Genomic DNA, 19,926 nt, shown 5'->3' with positions numbered 1-19,926 from the left:
TCCTCTTTTCTAATGTTTATCGTCGTTGAAAACATTGTATCCAAGAGGGCATAAAATGACTCTTTTCTTTTTACACAATTATATGGACTTAATCTAATTCTAGACACTTTTTCAAGTAATCTAGACAGTTGAGAGAGATATTTTTAGAATCTTATTTAAATAATCTAGATTATATGCGGAGAAATTCCGTCAAATGAATATTATGTAATCTTAAGAAGCTGATATAATCGTAGAATTACCGATTAATTGAGGTTATTTTCACCTTAATTAAACAAAAAAATGGAGAAAGAATATCACTGTGATTTCTACCCCCATTTTCTATAGAATTCCTTAGGCCCTTGGATGGAATTGTTTGTACACTTCAGAAAGTCGAGTCTTACTTATATGTGTATAAATTTGAGTTGTTGAAATGTCGGCATGACCTAACATTTCTTGCACTGCGCGTAAGTCTGCACCATTTTCAATTAAATGTGTTGCAAAACTATGGCGTAATGTATGGGGCGTAATTTCTTTTTTAATGTTAGCTTTTGATAAATGTTCTTTAATCAACTTCCAACAACCTTGACGCGTTAAGCGTTTACCTCTTTGACTAATGAATAACGCTTCTGTTTTTGGATAGTCCCCTTGCAATTTACCCCTTGCACTTTGCAAATATTCGTTACATGCTCGAATTGCACTCTTTCCGAGAGGGACGATGCGTTCTTTTCCACCTTTCCCGAATACACGGACAAACCCCATCGTTAAATGGATGTCTTCTAAATTTAACTCGATGCATTCACTAATTCGCATTCCTGTTCCATAAAGCAACTCAAGCATGGCCGTATCACGAATCCCTTGAGGCTTACTTCTGTTAGGAGCTTGAATTAATGACTCAATTTCTTCAAGCGATAGCACCTTTGGAAGTCGCTGCTCAATTTGGGGCATTTCAATATGTACAGTCGGGTCATGTTCTGTCACTTTTTCACGCAATAAAAATTGATGAAAGGAACGTATAGATGAAATATGTCGAGCAATCGTTCGAGCTGAGATGCCATTAGAACGTAAAGATTCTAAGTGCACTAATATATGAGATCGTTCTGCATCATTCAAGGAATTGACACCCTGTACTGTATGTAAATGTTCAATATAACTTGCTAAATCTCGTTGGTACGAGGCCAATGTATTTTGTGAGAGTTGACGCTCTACTTGTAAAAAATGTATATAATCTGATAATGCATCCTTATCACGTTGCATCCAAAACACCTACCCTTTTATACTACCAATGATAGTTTTTTTTCCAAATGGTTACAAGGTAAAACATTTCTCTATATTGAATGATGTTGCTTTTGATAAAGGCTAGTAAGCACCAGCGAGTGAAAAGTCCAGGCTATTTGGATTGGAGTTCAAATCCAATTGAAAGGCACCTATTAACTTAGTTCCCCGTTTCACGCTACGAAAACGTAAGAAGTGAAATTGTAATAATAAAGTAAAGTTAATTCTTCTACATAGTCCGGATGAAAGAGGTTTACAAAGCAAAAGTACCCTATTCCCCTCTTCATCACCCCGATGAAAGAGATTTACGATACTCATTTATCGTATTTCTCCTTCATCTCACTTATTCACATCTCTTGTTTATTAGTCTTAATTCTTACCGATCCAAAATTAAAAGAGTGTAAACAAAGTCGACTAACTTAGTTTACACTCTTTGCGAGTCCAATTATTGATTTTCTTGTTTGTCGTGGCAACGCCAGCAAATTCCGTGGAATGTTAAGCGATGATCTTTAATAATAAAATTCCAACGTTTTTCTACAACAGCTTCTACATCGTCTAATAGGTCTTCCTGAATTTCATCTACTGCACCACATTCGATGCATACTAAATGATGGTGGAAATGTTTTGCACCTTCTTGACGAAGGTCATAGCGCGATACGCCATCTCCGAAGTTGATTTTATCGACAATTTTCAACTCTGTTAATAATTCAAGTGTGCGATAAACCGTTGCTAATCCAATTTCAGGCGCTTTATCTTTTACTAGTAAGTACACATCTTCTGCACTTAAATGGTCTTCTTCATGTTCTAATAGTACTGTAACTGTCGCTTCCCGCTGAGGCGTCAGTTTATAGCCAGCACTATGTAATTGCTTTTTAATACGATCGATACGGCTCTCCATACGACGCCCTCCTAAACTCATCTTATTATACCAAATGAATTCGAGGGATTACAAGATTCTGATTCATTTAAAAATGTAAGAAATTGTTACAACCTCTCCCGCGCAAACAATTGCTAGACAAGCTACGATAAAGATAAATAATTTTTTAGAAAAAAAGTGTTTTCGATTTGGTCCTACTTTTCTTGTACCATAAACCGAACATAACATTAATAATAGAATGGCATAGACAAGTTGAAATGGGAACCACCAGGCACTATACGTTAACATCGATTCTGATTGTGTTAATAGAAATACCGAACTAAAGCCAAAGAAGGTAATTCGAATGGCTACTACAAATCGCGCAAAATATTGAATATAGGGATTTGTCGCAAACACTAACACAATAACAATAGAAACAACTAAGGGAAGAATCGTCTGCCACAACGAAATGTCTGTTTGATCTAAAACTCTAGGATCAATATATCCAATTAGTTTCATAGACTTGTCCATTGAAAACGCCTGAAAACATACTACGCCACTTACGAAACTAATAGCTAAGATACAGGCATATTGTATAGCAGTCAAAGAACGAAACATAAGCATTCTCCTTTCGTTGTTACAGCTTATGCTCGTCCTCTATCAATATACCCTTTTAATAGCTTCTAATTTTAGAAAAATCTATCATAATTAGCTTCATAATCATTCATCATTTTTTGTAAAAAGAATCAGACATTTATAGAATAAATTTAGTTAAAGATTCTCACTTGGCAAAATTATATTTTCATCATTGCTTATGAAGTAATTTAAGCCCTACCACTATTTAATTTCATCCATAGTACTGCAAATGCTGTTTTGGCGTCGTAAATTTTTTGATCTTCCACCATTTCTTCCGCTTCTTCAATCGACACTTCCATTAGAGAAACAAATTCGTCTTCATCGAGTTCTGCTTTTTCTTCAATTTCATATAAATTTTTTGCCACATAAAGATGGATTACTTCGTCCGCAAAACCGGGAGAAGTCGCAAAGCTTTGTAAATAGGAGATTTCATGACAACCATATCCTGTCTCTTCTTCTAGCTCGCGTTTAGCAGCTAGCTCTGGTTCTTCCCCACGCTCTAATTTACCAGCAGGAATTTCGATAATCGAGCGTTCTAATGCTTTTCGATATTGTTCAACTAACACTAATTTACCTTCATTTGTAATGGCAATAACCGCCACCGCACCGGGGTGATTAATAATCTCTCGTTTTCCTTCTTTACCGTTAGGAAGTAGCACATCATCAACTTTTAATGAAATAATCTTTCCACTATAGATAGGTGTTGATTGAATTGTTTTTTCTTCAAATTTTTTCATCACTTCAATGCCCTCGCTTGTCGTTTTTGTTCATTTCATTGTACCATTAGTTAAGAAAAGTTTGGCAGAAAGCAGGGGGAAATATGAAAAAAAGAAAAGTTGGTCAAAGTGACATTGAAATTTCAGAACTTAGCTTAGGCTGTATGTCGCTACCACCTAAACTAGAAGACGCAAAACCTGTTATTGAAATGGCACTTGAACAAGGCATTAATTATTTTGACACCGCAGATTTATATGATCGAGGCGCAAACGAAGAAATACTTGGCCAAGTATTAAAGCCACATCGAAAGGAAGTCATCCTTGCAACAAAGGTTGGCAATCGTTGGCACGAAGACAAAGATGGTTGGTTTTGGGATGCCACACCAGAACATATTAAAAACGGCTTAAAGATGAGCTTACGTAGATTACAAACAGACTATATTGATCTCTATCAATTACATGGTGGGACGATTGACGATTCATGGGATGAAATCATTGAAACCTTTGAAGATCTAAAAAAAGAAGGTGTGATCAGACAGTACGGGATTTCCTCTATTCGCCCGAATGTCTTTACAGCCTTTACCAGAAAGAGCCAATGCGTTTCAAACATGATGCAATACAGTATGTTGGATCGACGAGCAGAAGAATGGTTTGATTTGATCGCAAGTAACGGAGCTTCTGTCGTTACACGCGGTTCTATTGCTAAGGGATTGTTAACTAAAACTTGGCGAGAACGACTGGATAAAATTACGAACTATATGAGTTATTCAAAAGAAGAATTAGCACGAGTTTTAGAACAACTTGAATCTGAATATGAAGACATACATGCAGCAGCCTTGGCATTTAATTTAAGTCATCCTGCGATTGCTTCAACTGTAATTGGGGCAAGAACAACAGAGCAACTACTTGAAAACGTTAAGGCCTACGAAAAAGCAAAGGACATCAACAATATAGCGAATGTAAATAACTTCTTAAAGCGAGACATCTATCAAGAGCACCGATGAAAAGGTATATTCTAGTAATCATCGCAATCCTGATCACGCTATTTTTTGTTTCAAGTATGTCCTATCAACAGCAAACCATCGTCCCTTCTCTACAACAGGTATTAGCTGACAAACCATTTGAGGAGTTGTTGAGTAAAATCGAAGTTACCTATTGGGGGCAAACGATTTCTGTTGAAACGAGGGGATATTACCATTTCGTTGAGTTTTTAATACGTAAAGCAACTCATTTTGTCGGATTCGGACTCATCGGAATCATCATTTACTTACTTTATCGGAAATTAAAATTAAAGCATGCTGCACTTTTTGCGATCATCAGCACTTTTATTATTGCGGCAATTGATGAATTCCACCAAACTTTTGTACCTGGTCGAACAGGCATCTTTAATGATGTTCTACTAGATACAGCTGGCGCGTTTACCCTAATCATTCTTTTCAAAGTAATCCAGCTAGTCACAAAGAAGTGGATGAAGGAAATTTCTATATGTAGGAGCTAACTGATAAGGTTAGCTCTTTTTTGTAAAATACTATGCAATTATACATTTTACGTACCATCATACTTTACTCCTTCCGCGAACTCGGTTTCACAGCAATTTCTGTATCCCACGATTATCTATACTCGAATCCTGGATAAGCATCTACTTTTTAACCAGAAAACGAACGATTTTTAAAATTAAACTACACAATGTTCGCATTTTACATTTCGCACTTACTTTTCAAATCCATTTGAGAGTTCTTTTTTATACAACTAATTTCTCTCTTATGAGTTTATTTCTCTAAAGATAACGCTTTCAATCGACAATCGTCCTTTCTATCGATGAAATTATCTAACAAATAGTCTTGATAGATCCCTAGAATATTGTTAAGATTTCTACAAGAAAACAACGTAGAATTTTGTCGAAATAAGACGGATAGAAGTTCCTGATTTTTTCCGACATCATTAAAATTTGTTAAGTTGAAACAAAATAATAGCGTTGAAAACTAGAGCATACACTTTAGTTGGAGCAGTTTCTGGAGAGATCGCATTCAAGCGACGCCGAAGGGTTAATAATCTCAGGCAAAAGGACAGAAGATAACAGATTTTTTGTTATTTTTAAAGTTCTCATGAGATAGAAAGTCTATCTCTTTTTTTATTATTAAAATTGAGTGAATTTTTTAGACAATCTATGCTCATGTAGGTAAAGCACAAATGTGAAACTCTAAATTAGAAACGGCTCTTCCTACAAAACATCAGGGGGCTATCACATGGCACAACAAGAATTAAAACGCGACTTAAAAAATCGACATGTACAGTTAATTGCAATCGGCGGAACGATTGGTACAGGGTTGTTTTTAGGGTCGGGGGCAGCAATAGAAAAAGCGGGTCCTTCTATTATATTTGTTTATTTAATTATAGGGATTTCATTGTTTTTCGTCATGCGTGCTTTAGGTGAGTTACTATTATCAAATGCAGGTTACCAATCATTTACAGACTTTGCAACAGATTATATCGGTCCATGGGCAGGTTTTGTAACAGGATGGACTTATTGGTTCTGTTGGATTATGACAGCGATGGCAGACATCATTGCCGTTGGGGTTTATGTAAGATATTGGTTTGATATACCACAATGGATTCCAGCTCTTGCTTGTTTAGTCATTTTACTATTTTTAAACTTGCTAACTGTAAAACTATTTGGTGAATTAGAGTTTTGGTTTGCTATTATTAAAGTAATTACAATCGTCGCATTAATTGCGATTGGTATTTTCATGCTTGTTACTGGATTTGAAACAAACACTGGGAAAGTTTCAGTAAGCAACTTATGGGAACATGGCGGTCTTTTCCCGAATGGTCTTACAGGCTTCCTATTTGCCTTCCAAATGGTAGTATTCGCATTCGTGGGTGTGGAATTAGTTGGGGTATCAGCCGCTGAAACAGCAGATCCAAAGAAAAACATCCCATCTGCCATTAATAAAATACCTGTTCGAATTTTATTATTCTATGTTGGTGCGATTTTCGTCATCTTATGTATTAATCCATGGACACAATTAAGTGCAGCAAACAGTCCATTTGTACAAGTTTTCACTTTAGCTGGAATTCCAATTGCTGCAGGAATTATTAATTTTGTCGTGCTTACATCTGCTGCATCTGCAGGTAACAGTGGATTATTCTCAACAAGTCGTATGATGTATAACTTAAGCAAAAATAAACAAGGGCCAAAATCATTTGCCAAATTAAATGGTAATCATGTTCCTTCAAATGCCCTGATCACTTCAGCAGTAGTCGTTTCAGTTGGAGCATTATTAAGCTATATGATTCCTGATGCAGCATTTAGTATCGTTACAACGATTAGTGCCATTTGCTTCATCTGGGTGTGGAGTATTATCCTTATTTCACATATTCGATATAAGAAAACACGTCCCGAGTTACATAAAAAATCAACGTTTAAAGCACCGTTAACTCCGTTTATTAACTATGTTGTGCTCATACTATTTGTAGCGATTTTAGTAATTATGTTTATTTCGGAAGAAACAAGAAGTGCCCTATTATTAACTCCGATTTGGTTTATTATACTAGTTGCCATCTATAACCTAAGAGGTAACAAAAAATAATAGTGTAGTATAAAATTGGGTGAGACAAGCCCATTGAAATGAGATTTTAGCGCGTGCCAGTTCTATTTTTAGAATTGGCCGCGCTTTTTATTTTTTAAGAGTCTACTAGGTACCCTTATCTAGTTTGAATCTTTAAATTTCGACTTAATTTAGAGCGGTTAACGGAAATTTCTTTCCTTATATCTGACTTCTAGGAGTTCTCTAGGTTAAATAACGGAAGAAAATTCCGTTATTTTAAAAAACCCATTTATTTTTCTCCAAATAAGGGAATCTTTTACCCTTATCTCATCAAAATCTTTGAATTTTTCCTTAATTTAGAGCATTAACGGAAATTTCTTCCCTTATATCTGACTTCTGATGTCCTTCTAGTTTAAATAACGGAAGAAATTTCCGTTATTTTAAAAAACTCCTGTATACTTATCTCATCCGAATTTTTTAATTTCAACTTAAACAAGATCCCTTAACTGGAATTCCCCCACTTATATTCTTAATAAGTCTCCACTATTCTCTTCAAACAGTAATTCTACCTAATGATTTTCACATACAAACATAAAAAACATGGCGAATTCCTTTTCGAATCGCCATGCTATCTTGTTAATTATTTAACTAACTTTCACTTTTTGAACTCCAAAAGAGAACTCTCTCCCTAAAGGAGTTGCAGATCAATTAACTTTAAAATTTCGATCCTTGATTGCCATACTTATCAAGAAGCTCTTCGAAGGACATGTTTTTTTCGCGTTGTTTGCGTTCGAAGGCTAGACGCGCTTGACGTTCTTCTTCTTTTGCTTGTTCTTCAGCCACTAAACTTTTCTTCGCAGCTTGTAGCTTTGCTAACACGTCCCCATTGATTTGGTCCTTTAGTGTTAGTGCTTCATTTTCTTGATTTTTGTTTGTTGTTTGTTTTTGCGGTTGATTTTTCTTTTTTGCCATGCTTTTCACCTGCTCCATTTCGTACATATATTAGTACGATACTACCCTTAGTCCTTCGTTGCAACCCCTTGTTTATTTTCTAGGTACGAACGAACATTAAACATTATCTTTGGATAATCGTCGCTACTCCTTGTCCACCACCAATACATAGTGTTGCTAGGCCATGTTTTGCGTCGCGTCTTTTCATTTCGTGCAGCAACGTGACTAGAATACGCGCACCGCTTGCACCGATTGGATGACCAAGGGCAATTGCCCCACCATTCACATTTAATTTATTATGATTAAAGGATAGTTCACGATCTACAGCAATTGATTGAGCAGCGAAGGCTTCATTCGCTTCGATTAAATCGATTTCATCCAGTGAGAGATTTGCTTTGTCTAACACTTTTTTAACGGCTTTGATTGGGCCTGTCCCCATAATGGCAGGGTCAACACCTGCGCTTGCATTTGCAATGATTATTGCTAGCGGCGCTATGCCTAGCTCATCTGCTTTTTCTTTTGACATTACTACAACAGCTGCAGCTCCATCATTGATTCCCGATGCATTTCCAGCAGTCACCGATCCGTCTTTTTTAAATGCTGGACGTAATTTATTCAAAGATTCAACGGTTGTTTTTGGTCTTACGTATTCATCCTTTGCAAAAATAATCGGATCCCCTTTTCTTACTGGAATCTCAACCGGCACGATTTCTTCATCAAATTTCCCTTCATTAATTGCAAAAAATGCACGTTGTTGTGACCGAGCTGCGAACGCATCTTGCTCTTCTCGCGTAATATGATAATAATCACATAAGTTTTCGGCTGTCATTCCCATATGATAATCGTTAAATGCACACCATAATCCATCTTGAATCATACTATCAACGACATTTTGATTTCCCATACGATATCCTTCACGAGCATTCATTAGTAAATATGGCGCTTGACTCATATTTTCGAAGCCACCTGCTACAACAACTTGAGCTTCACCCGCTGCAATGGCTTGAGCTGCTAAATGAATAGCTTTTAACCCCGAACCACAAACTTTATTAATGGTCATTGCTGGAATTTCATAAGATAAGCCCGCTTCTAAAGTTGCTTGACGTGCAGGATTTTGTCCCAGTCCAGCAGATAACACATTTCCCATGATGACTTCATCAACATGACTTCCATCTATTCCAGCTCTTTTTAGTGCATCTTTTATGACGATGGCACCTAATTTTGTTGCAGGTACATCCTTTAAAGTACCTTGAAATGAACCAATCGCTGTACGTACAGCACTTACAATGACAACTTCTTTTGACATGAACAATTCCCCTTTGTTCGAAATAGTAAATCTTATTTAATGTATTCCATGTAATATAAGATTTCCCTCTATTTTGAATGTATTTTTACTAGGGGTGTAATAAAAAATTTTTCTTAAAACTAATGTAACATTAGTATAGGTGAATAATGACAGGCTGAATATTTTATACTAAAGAGGAATCGAGGTGTTTTTATGAAACGAAAGAAAGTATTGATCGTATCAAGTATTTTTACGTCCGTCATTTCCGCAATGACTGCAGCTTTTGGCATTTTGTTAACCAATCGACTTATGTACATTAAACAAAAAGATGCAGACTTTATCTATGACCGTGAATTAAAAGCACAACGTTTTGATGAATCATGGTATAACAATTGCCGAAAAGATGAGTTAAGTATTGATTCACCAAATGGTTATCCAATAAAAGGTGTTTTTCTACAGCCTTTAAATACAACGAACACCATCATTATTTGCCATGGTGTGACAGAAAATAAGATTAATTCGGTGAAATATGCTCGAATGTTTGAGCGACTTGGCTTTAATTCCTTCGTTTTTGACCACCGCCGTCATGGTGATTCTGGTGGGAAAACAACAAGTTACGGATATTATGAAAAATTCGATTTAGCGGCAGTTGTAAAAGCCGTGAGAACGATTGTTGGCGAAGATGCACTAATCGGCATTCACGGAGAATCAATGGGTGCAGCGACAATGCTTCTATATGCTGGGCTTATTGAAGATAGTGCGAATTTCTATATTTCCGATTGTGGATTCTCAGACTTCGAGAAATTACTATCACAAATTGTGAAAAAAGAAACCCTTTTACGTCCAAAACTACCGGTTCGAGTTGCTGACCTTTTCTTGCGTCTTCGAGATGGCTATTCAATCAGAAGTGTGACACCCAAACAGGCAGTGACAAAAATCAAATCACCAGTTCTGTTTATTCATAGTTTAGAGGACGACTTCATCCTACCTGAGATGACGGAAGAAATGTACGAAGCGAAAGAGGAACCTAAAATGTTAAAGCTCTTTAGCATCGGAGCTCATGCCCAATCTTTTAATCAAAACTCGCATGAATATGAACAAACGATTCGCGAATTTTTAGATCAGTACGTTTTAGTGGATGATGATGAAGATGATTTTTTATCACAGAAGGAAATTTCATAATTTTCATTTATAACGGCATTTTAGGTGTTGATTTTGACCTCAGAATGTCGTTTCTATTTTTATTAAAATGAATTACGTTCATTGAATGAAGAAGATTCTTCGTTTAGCCACCTGATGAACGAAACTTTCTTACATATCTCGAGCACTACTTGCAATAATAAGAATGGTGTGTTTCACCAACTAACAACGATGATGGAGGGATTTTGATAATGAATAACTTTCGTGAAGGTTTAATCCCAACTGTTCTTGGTTCTGCCGTTACGGCTGCGGGCTATGCAATGAAACAGAAACATGGTTCAAACAAAATGATTGCCAATACCATTTTCGGTTTCGGTTTAGCCCATATCGTATTAGGAGCCATTGACCTAGTCGAACATCGTCGTTAGTAATTTGCCGTCTCTATATGTGAGGCGGCTTTTTTAATGAAATCTTTTAAGCCTGTAAACAAAATAAAAACAACAGCTTCGACATCTGCGAAAACTGTTGTTGATTGACTTATTTGTCTGAGAATTTGTTCATTTGTGCCATCATTTGACGAACTTGTTTTTCTGATGGTTTTCGACCCATTTGAGCCATCATCACACGAATCATTTGTTCGTTGATTGGTGGGTTTTCTTTTAAATATTTCATCATATATTGACGAGCTAAGTAGAAACCAAGTGCTACACCGCCTGCTAGCGCTATAATCACAATAATAATCCAAATCCAAGTATCCACAGTGCCAACCTCCTCCACTACCAATTAATACCGAGAAGAACTCTCCATGAAGGATTATACACTATAAACTTTGATGTTACTAGCGTTTGCTTTGTTTTTATAGCGTTTTTCTAGTGTTTTAGTATCATTTTTCACAAAACAAACTAGCTTTTTCTAGTATGAGGCATGTTTAATTGGTTTCAACCATCCACATTCCGAATCCGCTTTATTGAACGCAAGAAACGAATCATTCATTTGACTCAATGATTGGAATAGATCTAAATCTAGCATGCGCGATCCTTCACAAACCGCTTCTATATGATAAGAGTATACTCTTAATTTTAAGCGACCTTTAATTTGATGCTCGAATTTTAGATAATCCTCGATTTTTACCATTTCCGGGAAACTTCTTTGTAAATGTTCATAGATGAACCCCTGTACCACACTACCTTCTATTGGCTCACAGAGATAACTAATTTGTTTGGATACAGAGGACTCTTTTGTTTCATCTATAGAAGATACCATTTCAAGAAGCAATCGTTCTCGTCCAAATACAAATGATTGATATTGTTTTTTTATATTAAATATTGAATAAGTTCTCATTTTTAGTCCTCCTTCCTTTACTAACATTATAAAAGAAGCATTTCAAATATTTTGTCAAAGGCTGTCATGACACTTGTTCTATTTTTGTCAAATAACCATGAAACAATAAACTCCTACACTTTGCCTAGATGACCTCAGCCTCTAGACCTAGGTAAAGATGCTATCCGGGTCCGTTTTAGGAAATCACGTAATTAGATAACATAAGGTTACAAACGAAAGGAGCAAAAAAGAAATGAAAAAATTAGGTTTAATACTTTTAGGAGTTGTCGCAGTAATTGTTGCACTTCACATGTTAGGTCCATTAGTTGGCCTTGCCTTCTCAGGTCTGTTTGTATGGCTCGGCATGCATTACTACGTCAAAGCTAAATCAACATTCGCGAAAGTGATGTGGGTAGCAGTTGGACTTGTTGGTGTATTATCAGCTATTTCAAACATCCCAGCATTAATCGGTCTTGCAGCAATCTTCGTACTTTACGTAGTGTATAAAAAATGGAACAACGAAGACGCGCCACTTTCATTAAATACAACAAAAGAAAATGATCCATTCACGAATTTTGAAAATGAATGGGCAAAATTAACGAAATAAGGAGAGAATTCAAATGACAAGTTTATTAAAAAGATTTAAATACAGTTTAGAAGCAGATTTACATGAGTTATTCGATAAAAAGGAAAAAAAGAATCCGATTGCGATGCTTAACCAATACATTCGTGAAGCTGAAAAACAAACAGAACAAACTGGTATATTACTTGAACGTCAAGCGCAATTAAAAGAAAAACTTGAGGGCGAACTAAAAGAAGCAAGTGAGATGTTAGAAAAAAGAACGAATCAACTAGCCCTTGCAACAAATAGTGGTGAAGCAGATTTAATTGAATTTGCCAATAAAGAAGTGGAAACTTATAAATTACGTCAATACACATTACTAACTTCAATTGAAACAACAAAAAAGGAATTTTTAGAGTTAGAACAAAAATTCGAAACAATGAAGCACAAAATCAAAGACATGAAAGTTCGTCAGCTTCAATTAATGGGCAAAGAAAATGTAACACGTGCAAACCACAAAATGGACCACGTCTTAAAATCAAAAAATGAAACAAATTTTGATGAACTTTCAACTTACATTGACAACCTTGCAACAAACATTGAAAAGGATTATGAAACAACGCAATTAGAAGCTCGCTTACGTCATCTTGAAACGCAAAATGCTTCTAACCCAACGCCTGTACTTGAATTACCTGTCTCTACGAAAGAATAATTTAGTCAATTGGGTAAAATAAGTTTACCATCCGAATAGTGGGCGAACAAACAATGTCCCCAAGCATTTAAAATGCCCCTATAGTAACAGTGATTTTTAGATTTAACCGCAGCAACTTTAGAGATAAACTTCTCACGAACATTTAATAGAACATGGTATAATTACCTAAAAAAGGAGAAAGCTATATGCTTTCTCCTAACTTTTGATTAAAACTAAATCATGTTCATCCTTGCGAACAAATACATACTTGATGAAGGGAGGACCCATTATGAAGAGATTTTCAACAGATCAACTTACACTTCTAGTGATTATTCTACTTTTAATCGTCTTCGCGGAACTTGCAATCTTTAATAATGGCGGTGCCTTTTTACTTATTATTGGAGCGTTATTTCTCTATTTCAGCTTTTCAAAAAGCAAAAAGTATTATTTTTGGGCCGGGTGCTTCTTCCTCTTCCTAGCCGTCATGAATGTTTGGAGTTTACGACTGTTTATCGTAGGAATTCTAATTTATTTATTGTATAAACATCTTACAAAAGAACAGGAAACTGTTACAATCGACGGTTATCATTTCCAAAGAGGAACTGTTCAGAAGAATGATTTATTCGGCAGTTTTTCAACACCCCTTGAAAATTACAAATGGCAAGATATTCAGATACAACGATTTTTAGGTGATATTTCTATTGATGCAACTGAAACCATTTTACCAACCGGTACTTCAGTTATAACCATTCGACAAGCAATCGGTAAAGTGAGTGTAACGATTCCCTATGAGATTCCGTTTCGAATCCAATATACAACCATTTTAGGAGAAGCAAAACTTTTGCAATATGCTCCAAAAAGAATGATGAATGAACGATTGGTTTTTGAAGATGGAAATCCAGAAGATGCAAAACGCAACCTAATAATTCACGTAGCGACATGGCTCGGTGATGTGGAGGTGATTCGAAAATGATTGCTTTTATCTTCCGCACCCTCACAATCTTTTTACTTTTAGGCGGGATGATTTTTGGTCTAATGGTATTATTATTTGGCGTACCTAATGAAACAAACTGGAGCTTTTTATGGGAAACAAACTATCAGGGACTCCCCCTTTTCACTGTTATTATGATCGCTATTTTAACCATTAGTTTGATCCTAAGTATTTGGATGAGCTCCATTGGTAAATCTAAACAAGCCATTGCAACAAATTATGTCAAACAATTAATCGAACCAGATTTTACAGTAAAGAAGAAAAACGTTTCATATCCTTTAAGAAAAGCTTTGTTACAAACGAATGAATTAATTGAAACACAGCGTAAAAGCTTACAGCGTATGACGAATGAAAAAGTCGAAGCAAACGATAAAATCATTCAAGAACGGATCATTGCCGAAAGACAAAGACTAGCCCGAGAACTTCACGATTCCGTTTCACAACAATTATTCGCTGCATCAATGCTGTTGTCAGCTCTAACGGAACAAGAGGAAGAGCAAAGCAAATCTGGGTCACTTCATCAAGTTGAAAAAATTGTCCAACAAGCTCAGCTTGAAATGCGTGCACTTTTACTACATTTACGCCCGATTGCACTTCATAACAACACGCTTTCACAAGGTCTTCGCGATCTAATTATCGAGCTTCAACAAAAAGTTTACTTCCATATTGACTACCAAATTGAAGATGTTGAACTGTCTAGAGCAGAAGAGGATCACCTATTCCGCATTGCACAAGAAGCGCTTTCCAATACACTGAGACACGCAAAAGCAAGTGAAGTGGAATTATTATTAATCGCCCGTGATGACCTCGCTATTTTACGAATACAGGATAATGGGCTTGGATTTAATATGGAAGAGGATAAAAACTCCTCATATGGTCTAAAAAATATTGCCGAACGAGCCGTTGAGATTGGCTGTAAATATAAAATTGTGTCGGTTCCAGGTGAAGGCACAATTGTTGAAGTAAAGGTGCCGATCAAAAAACATGAAGCGGTGGTTCAAGCCGATGATGTTGAAGTAATGGTTCGCGATGAAACAAATGAGCAAAAGAACGATTTGGGGTGAGAAAATGATAAATGTGTTAATTGCAGATGATCATGAAATGGTAAGGATCGGGGTGTCTGCCTACCTTTCCGCTCAACCGGATATGACGGTGGTCGGTGAAGCGAGTAACGGTGCAGAAGCGGTTGAAAAAGCCCTAGACTTACGGCCAGATATTATTTTAATGGACAATGTAATGCCCGTCATGACAGGGGCCGAAGCGACAGCTGAAATCATTAAACAGTGGCCACAAGCTAGAATTATGATGGTAACCAGTTTCCTTGATGATGATAAAGTCTACCCCGCTTTAGAAGCTGGGGCAGTCAGCTACATATTAAAAACATCAAATGCGAAACAAATTGCAGACGCTATTCGCAAAACTGTATCCGGTGAAACAGTTTTGGAACCTGAAGTGACAACAAAAATGGTCACTCGCATGCGAAATGGTGCAAACAACAACGAATTACATGAACAACTAACAGAACGCGAAATGGAAGTATTACTTCTTGTTGCTCAAGGAAAAACAAACCAAGAAATTGCGGATGAACTATTCATTGCACTCAAAACAGTAAAAACCCACGTGAGTAATATCTTATCTAAGTTAGAAGTGCAAGACCGCACCCAAGCGGTTGTTTATGCTTTTCAACATGGTCTTGCGAATTAATTAAAATAATTATAAAGAACTGATTCGAATTTTGCGAATCAGTTCTTTTGTTTATGGTGAGTGAAGTTTATTAACTTTCTTTACTCTTCTTTTCTAGATTTTTATCAAAGTCCTCAGAAAATTCTGCTCGGGGAACCATATTCTTTTGAGGAGTTAGCGCATTATTCTCATCCATTTCTTCTTTCAATAGATGATGATGATCAATTAAGTATTTATGGAAGTAAAATTCTCCAGCTGCAATAAACATTGACGCTAGAAAGGCTGATGAAAAGACTGAGATGTCTGAATCGAATCCGTATAATCCATATACGTAAATAACGATAAACGCAAGTATTAAATCACCTGCAGTGGCAGAGAGTCCCCCAATTCTCGGCATTATACTGAAGTCTGCTACATAACCAATAATTGTTAAAATGATGCCTAGTAAAAGTATATCACCTAATGATACTCCAAAAAACAACCCTAGCACTAAAAATAAAATAGCCATTGTCATGACGAGTTTTATAATAAAAGCCTTCGTTTTCAATAAAATCTTCCTTTCCTTTTTATTTTGCTTTAGGTTGTACCATTCTAAAAGCTTCATACATTTTTGAATGGCTTAAGTATGAAAAATAAGAAGTCGAAAGGAATTCTATGGTTCATTTTCGTGAAAGTTTATGTCTTCCCTACTTTTAAAAACGCAGAAAGACTCGTATCTCCTTTAGTAGGGATACGAGTCTTTTTTCTTTAATTATAGAGCTTTTACTTTCGCTACAACATTTTCAACTGTGAAGCCGTATTTTTCCATTACGATTTCACCAGGAGCACTTGCACCGAATTTATCGATAGCTAGAACATCACCTTCGAAACCAACATATTTATGCCAGCCGAAAGATGATCCCATTTCAATTGCAAGACGTTTTGTAACAGCTTTTGGTAATACGAACTCTTTGTATTCCGCAGATTGTTGTTCGAAAAGATCAACTGATGGCATAGAAACTACAGAAGCATCGATCCCGTCAGCTAATAATGATTTTTGTGCTTCAACTGCTAAAGAAACTTCTGAACCAGTCGCAATAAGAATAGCATCCGGAACTTCTTTCGTTGCTGGAGAAACAACATATCCACCTTTAGCAACGCCATCTTTAGCTAATGTTGCTGACTTTTCTAGTACCGGTAAATTTTGACGAGACAGTACTAAAAGTGTTGGTACATTTTTAGATGAAACAGCTAATTTCCATGCTTCAGCTGATTCGTTTGCATCTGCTGGGCGGAAAACTGTAAGATTTGGCATCGCACGGAATGCAGCTAAATGTTCAACCGGTTCGTGTGTTGGACCATCTTCCCCAACTGCGATTGAGTCATGTGTAAATACATATGTTACAGGTAGACCCATTAACGCTGATAAACGAACTGCTGGACGAACATAGTCAGAGAATACGAAGAACGTCCCACCGAATACGTTTAACCCACCATGTAAAGCCATACCGTTTAATGCTGCACCCATAGCAAATTCACGAACACCAAACCAAATGTTACGGCCTTCTGGAGTTTCTGGTGAGAAGTCTCCAGCACCTTTGATTGTTGTTTTATTTGATCCTGCTAAGTCAGCACTTCCTCCGAAGAATGAAGGTACTTTTTTCGCTAAAGCATTAATTACTTCACCTGATGAAGAACGAGTTGCAACTGATTTTCCTGCTTCATAAACAGGTACTTCTGCATCGAAATCTTCTGGAAGTTCGTTGTTCATTGCTTTTTCGAATTGAGCTGCTAATTCTGGATATTCAGCTTTGTAAGCTTCGAATTTTTGATTCCATTCATTTTCAGATTGTACACCTTGTACTTCTGAAGCAGCTTTAAATGTATCATATACTTCTTGTGGAATCGCAAATGGCTCATGTTCCCAAGCGTAGGCAGCTTTTGTTAATGTCACTTCATCTGCACCTAGTGGAGCACCGTGAACATCAGATTTACCAGATTTATTTGGTGAACCGAAACCAATAACTGTTTTAACCTCAATTAAAGTTGGTTTACCTTCAGATTGTTTTGCTTTTTCAATTGCAGCATTCACTGAATCTACATCATTGCCATCAGCAACATGAATATAGTTCCAACCATTTGATTCAAAACGTTTTTGAACATTTTCTGAGAATGATTTTGCTAAATCCCCATCTAGAGAAATATCATTTGAATCATAAAGTACAACTAGTTTTTCTAATTGTAGGTGTCCTGCTAATGAGATGGCCTCAGAAGCAACACCTTCCATTAAATCTCCATCACCGCAAAGTGCGAATGTGTAGTGATCAACGATTTCGTGACCAGGTTTATTATATGTAGCTGCAAGATGTTTTTCAGCCATTGCCATACCAACTGACATGGCAATCCCTTGTCCAAGTGGACCAGTTGTTGCTTCGACACCAACAGTATGTCCATATTCAGGATGTCCAGGAGTTAATGAACCCCATTGACGGAAGTTTTTGATTTCTTCTAAATCTAAACCATAACCACCTAAGTGAAGTAAGCTATAAAGTAACATTGAACCGTGACCTGCAGATAATACAAAACGATCGCGGTTAAACCATTTTGGATTTTGTGGATTGTGACGTAATTGTTTTGTCCATAGTGTGTATGCCATTGGAGCCGCGCCCATAGGTAAACCTGGATGACCAGAGTTTGCTTTTTCGATAGCATCGATTGATAGTGTTCGGATTGCGTTAATCGCTAATTGATCCGCTAGTTGAGCCATTTTTTGACATCCTTTCTCGTGCTTGTATTGTACTTATACAGTTTAGACAAATTTGATTAAGAAAACAATCCTATATGCGCAATTTTTTGGTATTATGTCATACTATTTAATAATTAAGCCTCTACAGATTCCCTCCAGATTTCGGAATCGATTAATCCTTTACGAAACCTATGGTAAACGCGGTTAATATTGAACATTGTTTCGTTTAAACTAGAAAGTGAAATGTCCTTTACATACAAAGGCTACCATTTGTCAAAAGTATTCTGCTAACACTTTTTAAAATAGTGTGTTACATTATGAAACTATCATTCATTAATTAATAAACTTCTTATTTTCTTTAATTTGTTTTAATTTTTCTGGCGTTACATCATTACCTTCATCATCCACTACTTTTACATGTTCGATTGTGTCGCGGAAAGCAGAACGGAAAGTATCTAAATATTCTTTACGTAACTGTGTACGCTCCTTTGCTTCTGCCTCTGTTAATTTGCCTGCTTTCGCCTTTTTTGATAATTCATTAATACGTGCAATTTTTTCTTTTGATAACATAATTTCTCACCCTTCATTGTTCCAATACTTTAAAGGGTAAGAAAAAAAGAAACGAAGCGCAAGTATTTCACCTCCACTCGTTTCATTTTATTTAGTAGTAACCTAAAATTTTTAAGTTACTAAAATTTTATTCATCTTTTATAAGAAGGAACTGATCAATTCTATAAATACTTAGTGAGACTCATTACAAATTCATAAATAAAATATCCGGCAAAACCAAATAATAGTATTCCAGCTGCGATGGTCAGCCAATTAATCATTTTTCGACTCATCGCTTTTCTTGAAATGGATACTATAGTTAGTAAACCTAAATCATGCAATAAAATACCAGTTATAATGCCCAATGCGACGATTGTAAACTGACTTGAATCATTTGAATAATTTTTTGCTAGTACTACACCAAATACATTTACCCAAAAAACTAGATTTCCTGGTGAGACCGCAACGAGTAGTCCATTTTTATAGGAACTAAAAAATGATTTTGTCGCTTTTTCACCTGATAAGGTTATGCCTTGGTTAGCATTTTTTATGGAGTCATACCCTAGATAAAGTAAAAATGCTGCACCAATTAACCACATAGGAATCTGAATAACTGGTAAAGCCAAGATTGAGGCAAGTCCCATGGATAGTAAGAAAATTAGCGTTAAATCAATGGTCATTCCACCAAGGCCAACTGCCCAACCATGCATAAATCCATTCTTCAAACCTTGCTTCGTCATCTCTACCGTAATGGCACCAACTGGCATCGCAATGGCAAGTCCAACCATTACATAAGCAAAATACAAACTCAAAAAAACACTTCTTTTCTATTAAAAGGTTGCTTCTTACGTCCGTTTTATAAGAATTATTATACGTTACGTTCTATAAAAATTCAATGAAGTTTGGTATTAAAAAGCCTCGTGCTTTTGATCTGACCCAAAAAAGTTAGACATAAAGTTAGGCGGCTTCCAAGACCTGAGTTCGGTATTCTACTGGACTTAGGTCTTTTAATTTTGCCTTCA

General features: G+C 36.3%; 22 protein-coding genes and 1 riboswitch. Of the genes, 10 read left to right on the top strand and 12 right to left on the bottom strand.

What is annotated here, in order from left to right; translation table 11 throughout:
- Positions 1–330: 330 nt before the first annotated feature.
- The 4 genes from xerD to JOD29_RS19675 all read right to left on the bottom strand — a co-directional run bounded on the left by xerD (position 331) and on the right by JOD29_RS19675 (position 3,480).
- The gene (gene xerD, locus JOD29_RS19690) at positions 331–1,233 is read right to left on the bottom strand and encodes a site-specific tyrosine recombinase XerD (protein ID WP_124766976.1); all 903 of its coding nucleotides are present in this window, start codon (positions 1,231–1,233) and stop codon (positions 331–333) included.
- A gap of 463 nt (positions 1,234–1,696) precedes the next feature.
- Entirely contained in the window at positions 1,697–2,149 is a 453-nt protein-coding gene (gene fur, locus JOD29_RS19685) for a ferric iron uptake transcriptional regulator (protein WP_124766977.1), read from the bottom strand.
- A gap of 63 nt (positions 2,150–2,212) precedes the next feature.
- Positions 2,213–2,725: a hypothetical protein gene (locus JOD29_RS19680; protein WP_124766978.1), complete on the bottom strand. Its 513-nt coding sequence runs from the start codon at positions 2,723–2,725 to the stop codon at positions 2,213–2,215.
- Between the two features lie 206 nt (positions 2,726–2,931).
- Positions 2,932–3,480, bottom strand: coding sequence for an NUDIX hydrolase (locus JOD29_RS19675; RefSeq protein ID WP_124766997.1), 549 nt, complete (start codon positions 3,478–3,480; stop codon positions 2,932–2,934).
- 83 nt (positions 3,481–3,563) lie between these two features.
- Between JOD29_RS19675 and JOD29_RS19670 the strand changes: the two genes are divergently transcribed.
- The 3 genes from JOD29_RS19670 to JOD29_RS19660 all read left to right on the top strand — a co-directional run bounded on the left by JOD29_RS19670 (position 3,564) and on the right by JOD29_RS19660 (position 7,049).
- Complete coding sequence (locus JOD29_RS19670) at positions 3,564–4,463, top strand: aldo/keto reductase (protein WP_124766979.1); 900 nt, start codon at positions 3,564–3,566, stop codon at positions 4,461–4,463.
- Entirely contained in the window at positions 4,460–4,957 is a 498-nt protein-coding gene (locus JOD29_RS19665; RefSeq protein ID WP_124766980.1) for a VanZ family protein, read from the top strand. The genes JOD29_RS19670 and JOD29_RS19665 overlap by 4 nt, the downstream gene beginning before the upstream one ends.
- Before the next feature lie 504 nt (positions 4,958–5,461).
- Positions 5,462–5,539: riboswitch (glycine riboswitch) on the top strand.
- A 166-nt stretch (positions 5,540–5,705) separates the two neighbouring features.
- Positions 5,706–7,049 (top strand): amino acid permease, encoded by a 1,344-nt coding sequence (locus tag JOD29_RS19660; protein WP_124766981.1) that lies wholly within the window; start codon positions 5,706–5,708, stop codon positions 7,047–7,049.
- A 672-nt stretch (positions 7,050–7,721) separates the two neighbouring features.
- Here JOD29_RS19660 and JOD29_RS19655 read toward each other — a convergent pair.
- The gene (locus tag JOD29_RS19655) at positions 7,722–7,979 is read right to left on the bottom strand and encodes a YqkE family protein (RefSeq protein WP_124766982.1); all 258 of its coding nucleotides are present in this window, start codon (positions 7,977–7,979) and stop codon (positions 7,722–7,724) included.
- A gap of 103 nt (positions 7,980–8,082) precedes the next feature.
- Entirely contained in the window at positions 8,083–9,264 is a 1,182-nt protein-coding gene (locus JOD29_RS19650) for an acetyl-CoA C-acetyltransferase (RefSeq protein WP_124766983.1), read from the bottom strand.
- Positions 9,265–9,456: 192 nt separating this feature from the next.
- Here JOD29_RS19650 and JOD29_RS19645 point away from each other — a divergent pair, with 192 nt between their 5' ends.
- Positions 9,457–10,425, top strand: a complete 969-nt coding sequence (locus JOD29_RS19645) for an alpha/beta hydrolase (RefSeq protein ID WP_124766984.1) — start codon at positions 9,457–9,459, stop codon at positions 10,423–10,425.
- Positions 10,426–10,634: 209 nt separating this feature from the next.
- Positions 10,635–10,811: an asparagine synthase gene (locus tag JOD29_RS19640; protein WP_124766985.1), complete on the top strand. Its 177-nt coding sequence runs from the start codon at positions 10,635–10,637 to the stop codon at positions 10,809–10,811.
- Positions 10,812–10,920: 109 nt separating this feature from the next.
- Here the strand turns inward: JOD29_RS19640 and JOD29_RS19635 are convergent, their stop codons facing one another.
- Positions 10,921–11,142 (bottom strand): YneF family protein, encoded by a 222-nt coding sequence (locus JOD29_RS19635; protein WP_124766986.1) that lies wholly within the window; start codon positions 11,140–11,142, stop codon positions 10,921–10,923.
- Between the two features lie 153 nt (positions 11,143–11,295).
- A complete protein-coding gene (gene sirA / locus JOD29_RS19630) occupies positions 11,296–11,724 on the bottom strand; it encodes a sporulation inhibitor of replication protein SirA (RefSeq protein ID WP_158610617.1) in 429 nt (142 codons plus the stop codon).
- Positions 11,725–11,956: 232 nt separating this feature from the next.
- Here sirA and JOD29_RS19625 point away from each other — a divergent pair, with 232 nt between their 5' ends.
- From JOD29_RS19625 to JOD29_RS19605, 5 genes are all read left to right on the top strand, one after another.
- Positions 11,957–12,310, top strand: coding sequence for a lmo0954 family membrane protein (locus tag JOD29_RS19625; protein WP_124766988.1), 354 nt, complete (start codon positions 11,957–11,959; stop codon positions 12,308–12,310).
- Between the two features lie 13 nt (positions 12,311–12,323).
- Positions 12,324–12,977, top strand: coding sequence for a PspA/IM30 family protein (locus JOD29_RS19620; protein ID WP_124766989.1), 654 nt, complete (start codon positions 12,324–12,326; stop codon positions 12,975–12,977).
- 268 nt (positions 12,978–13,245) lie between these two features.
- Positions 13,246–13,929, top strand: a complete 684-nt coding sequence (gene liaF, locus JOD29_RS19615) for a cell wall-active antibiotics response protein LiaF (RefSeq protein ID WP_124766990.1) — start codon at positions 13,246–13,248, stop codon at positions 13,927–13,929.
- Positions 13,926–15,011, top strand: coding sequence for a sensor histidine kinase (locus JOD29_RS19610; protein WP_124766991.1), 1,086 nt, complete (start codon positions 13,926–13,928; stop codon positions 15,009–15,011). The genes liaF and JOD29_RS19610 overlap by 4 nt, the downstream gene beginning before the upstream one ends.
- Before the next feature lie 4 nt (positions 15,012–15,015).
- On the top strand, positions 15,016–15,651 hold the full coding sequence (locus JOD29_RS19605) for a response regulator transcription factor (protein WP_124766992.1): 636 nt from the start codon (positions 15,016–15,018) through the stop codon (positions 15,649–15,651).
- 70 nt (positions 15,652–15,721) lie between these two features.
- Here JOD29_RS19605 and JOD29_RS19600 read toward each other — a convergent pair whose 3' ends face one another.
- From JOD29_RS19600 to JOD29_RS19585, 4 genes are all read right to left on the bottom strand, one after another.
- Positions 15,722–16,177 carry a DUF2512 family protein gene (locus tag JOD29_RS19600; protein ID WP_158610618.1) on the bottom strand — a complete coding sequence of 152 codons (456 nt, stop codon included), beginning with the start codon at positions 16,175–16,177 and terminating at the stop codon, positions 15,722–15,724.
- 204 nt (positions 16,178–16,381) lie between these two features.
- The gene (tkt, locus tag JOD29_RS19595) at positions 16,382–18,376 is read right to left on the bottom strand and encodes a transketolase (protein ID WP_124766994.1); all 1,995 of its coding nucleotides are present in this window, start codon (positions 18,374–18,376) and stop codon (positions 16,382–16,384) included.
- Positions 18,377–18,688: 312 nt separating this feature from the next.
- Positions 18,689–18,925: a DUF896 domain-containing protein gene (locus tag JOD29_RS19590; RefSeq protein WP_124766995.1), complete on the bottom strand. Its 237-nt coding sequence runs from the start codon at positions 18,923–18,925 to the stop codon at positions 18,689–18,691.
- A gap of 161 nt (positions 18,926–19,086) precedes the next feature.
- Positions 19,087–19,716: a LysE family transporter gene (locus JOD29_RS19585; protein WP_124766996.1), complete on the bottom strand. Its 630-nt coding sequence runs from the start codon at positions 19,714–19,716 to the stop codon at positions 19,087–19,089.
- Between the last annotated feature and the right edge of the window lie 210 nt (positions 19,717–19,926).

The sequence above is a fragment of the Lysinibacillus composti genome, assembly GCF_016908465.1.
GTDB lineage: Bacteria > Bacillota > Bacilli > Bacillales_A > Planococcaceae > Ureibacillus > Ureibacillus composti_A.
Note: the sequence above shows the minus strand (reverse complement) of the source record. Positions and strands in the feature narration are given on the sequence as shown.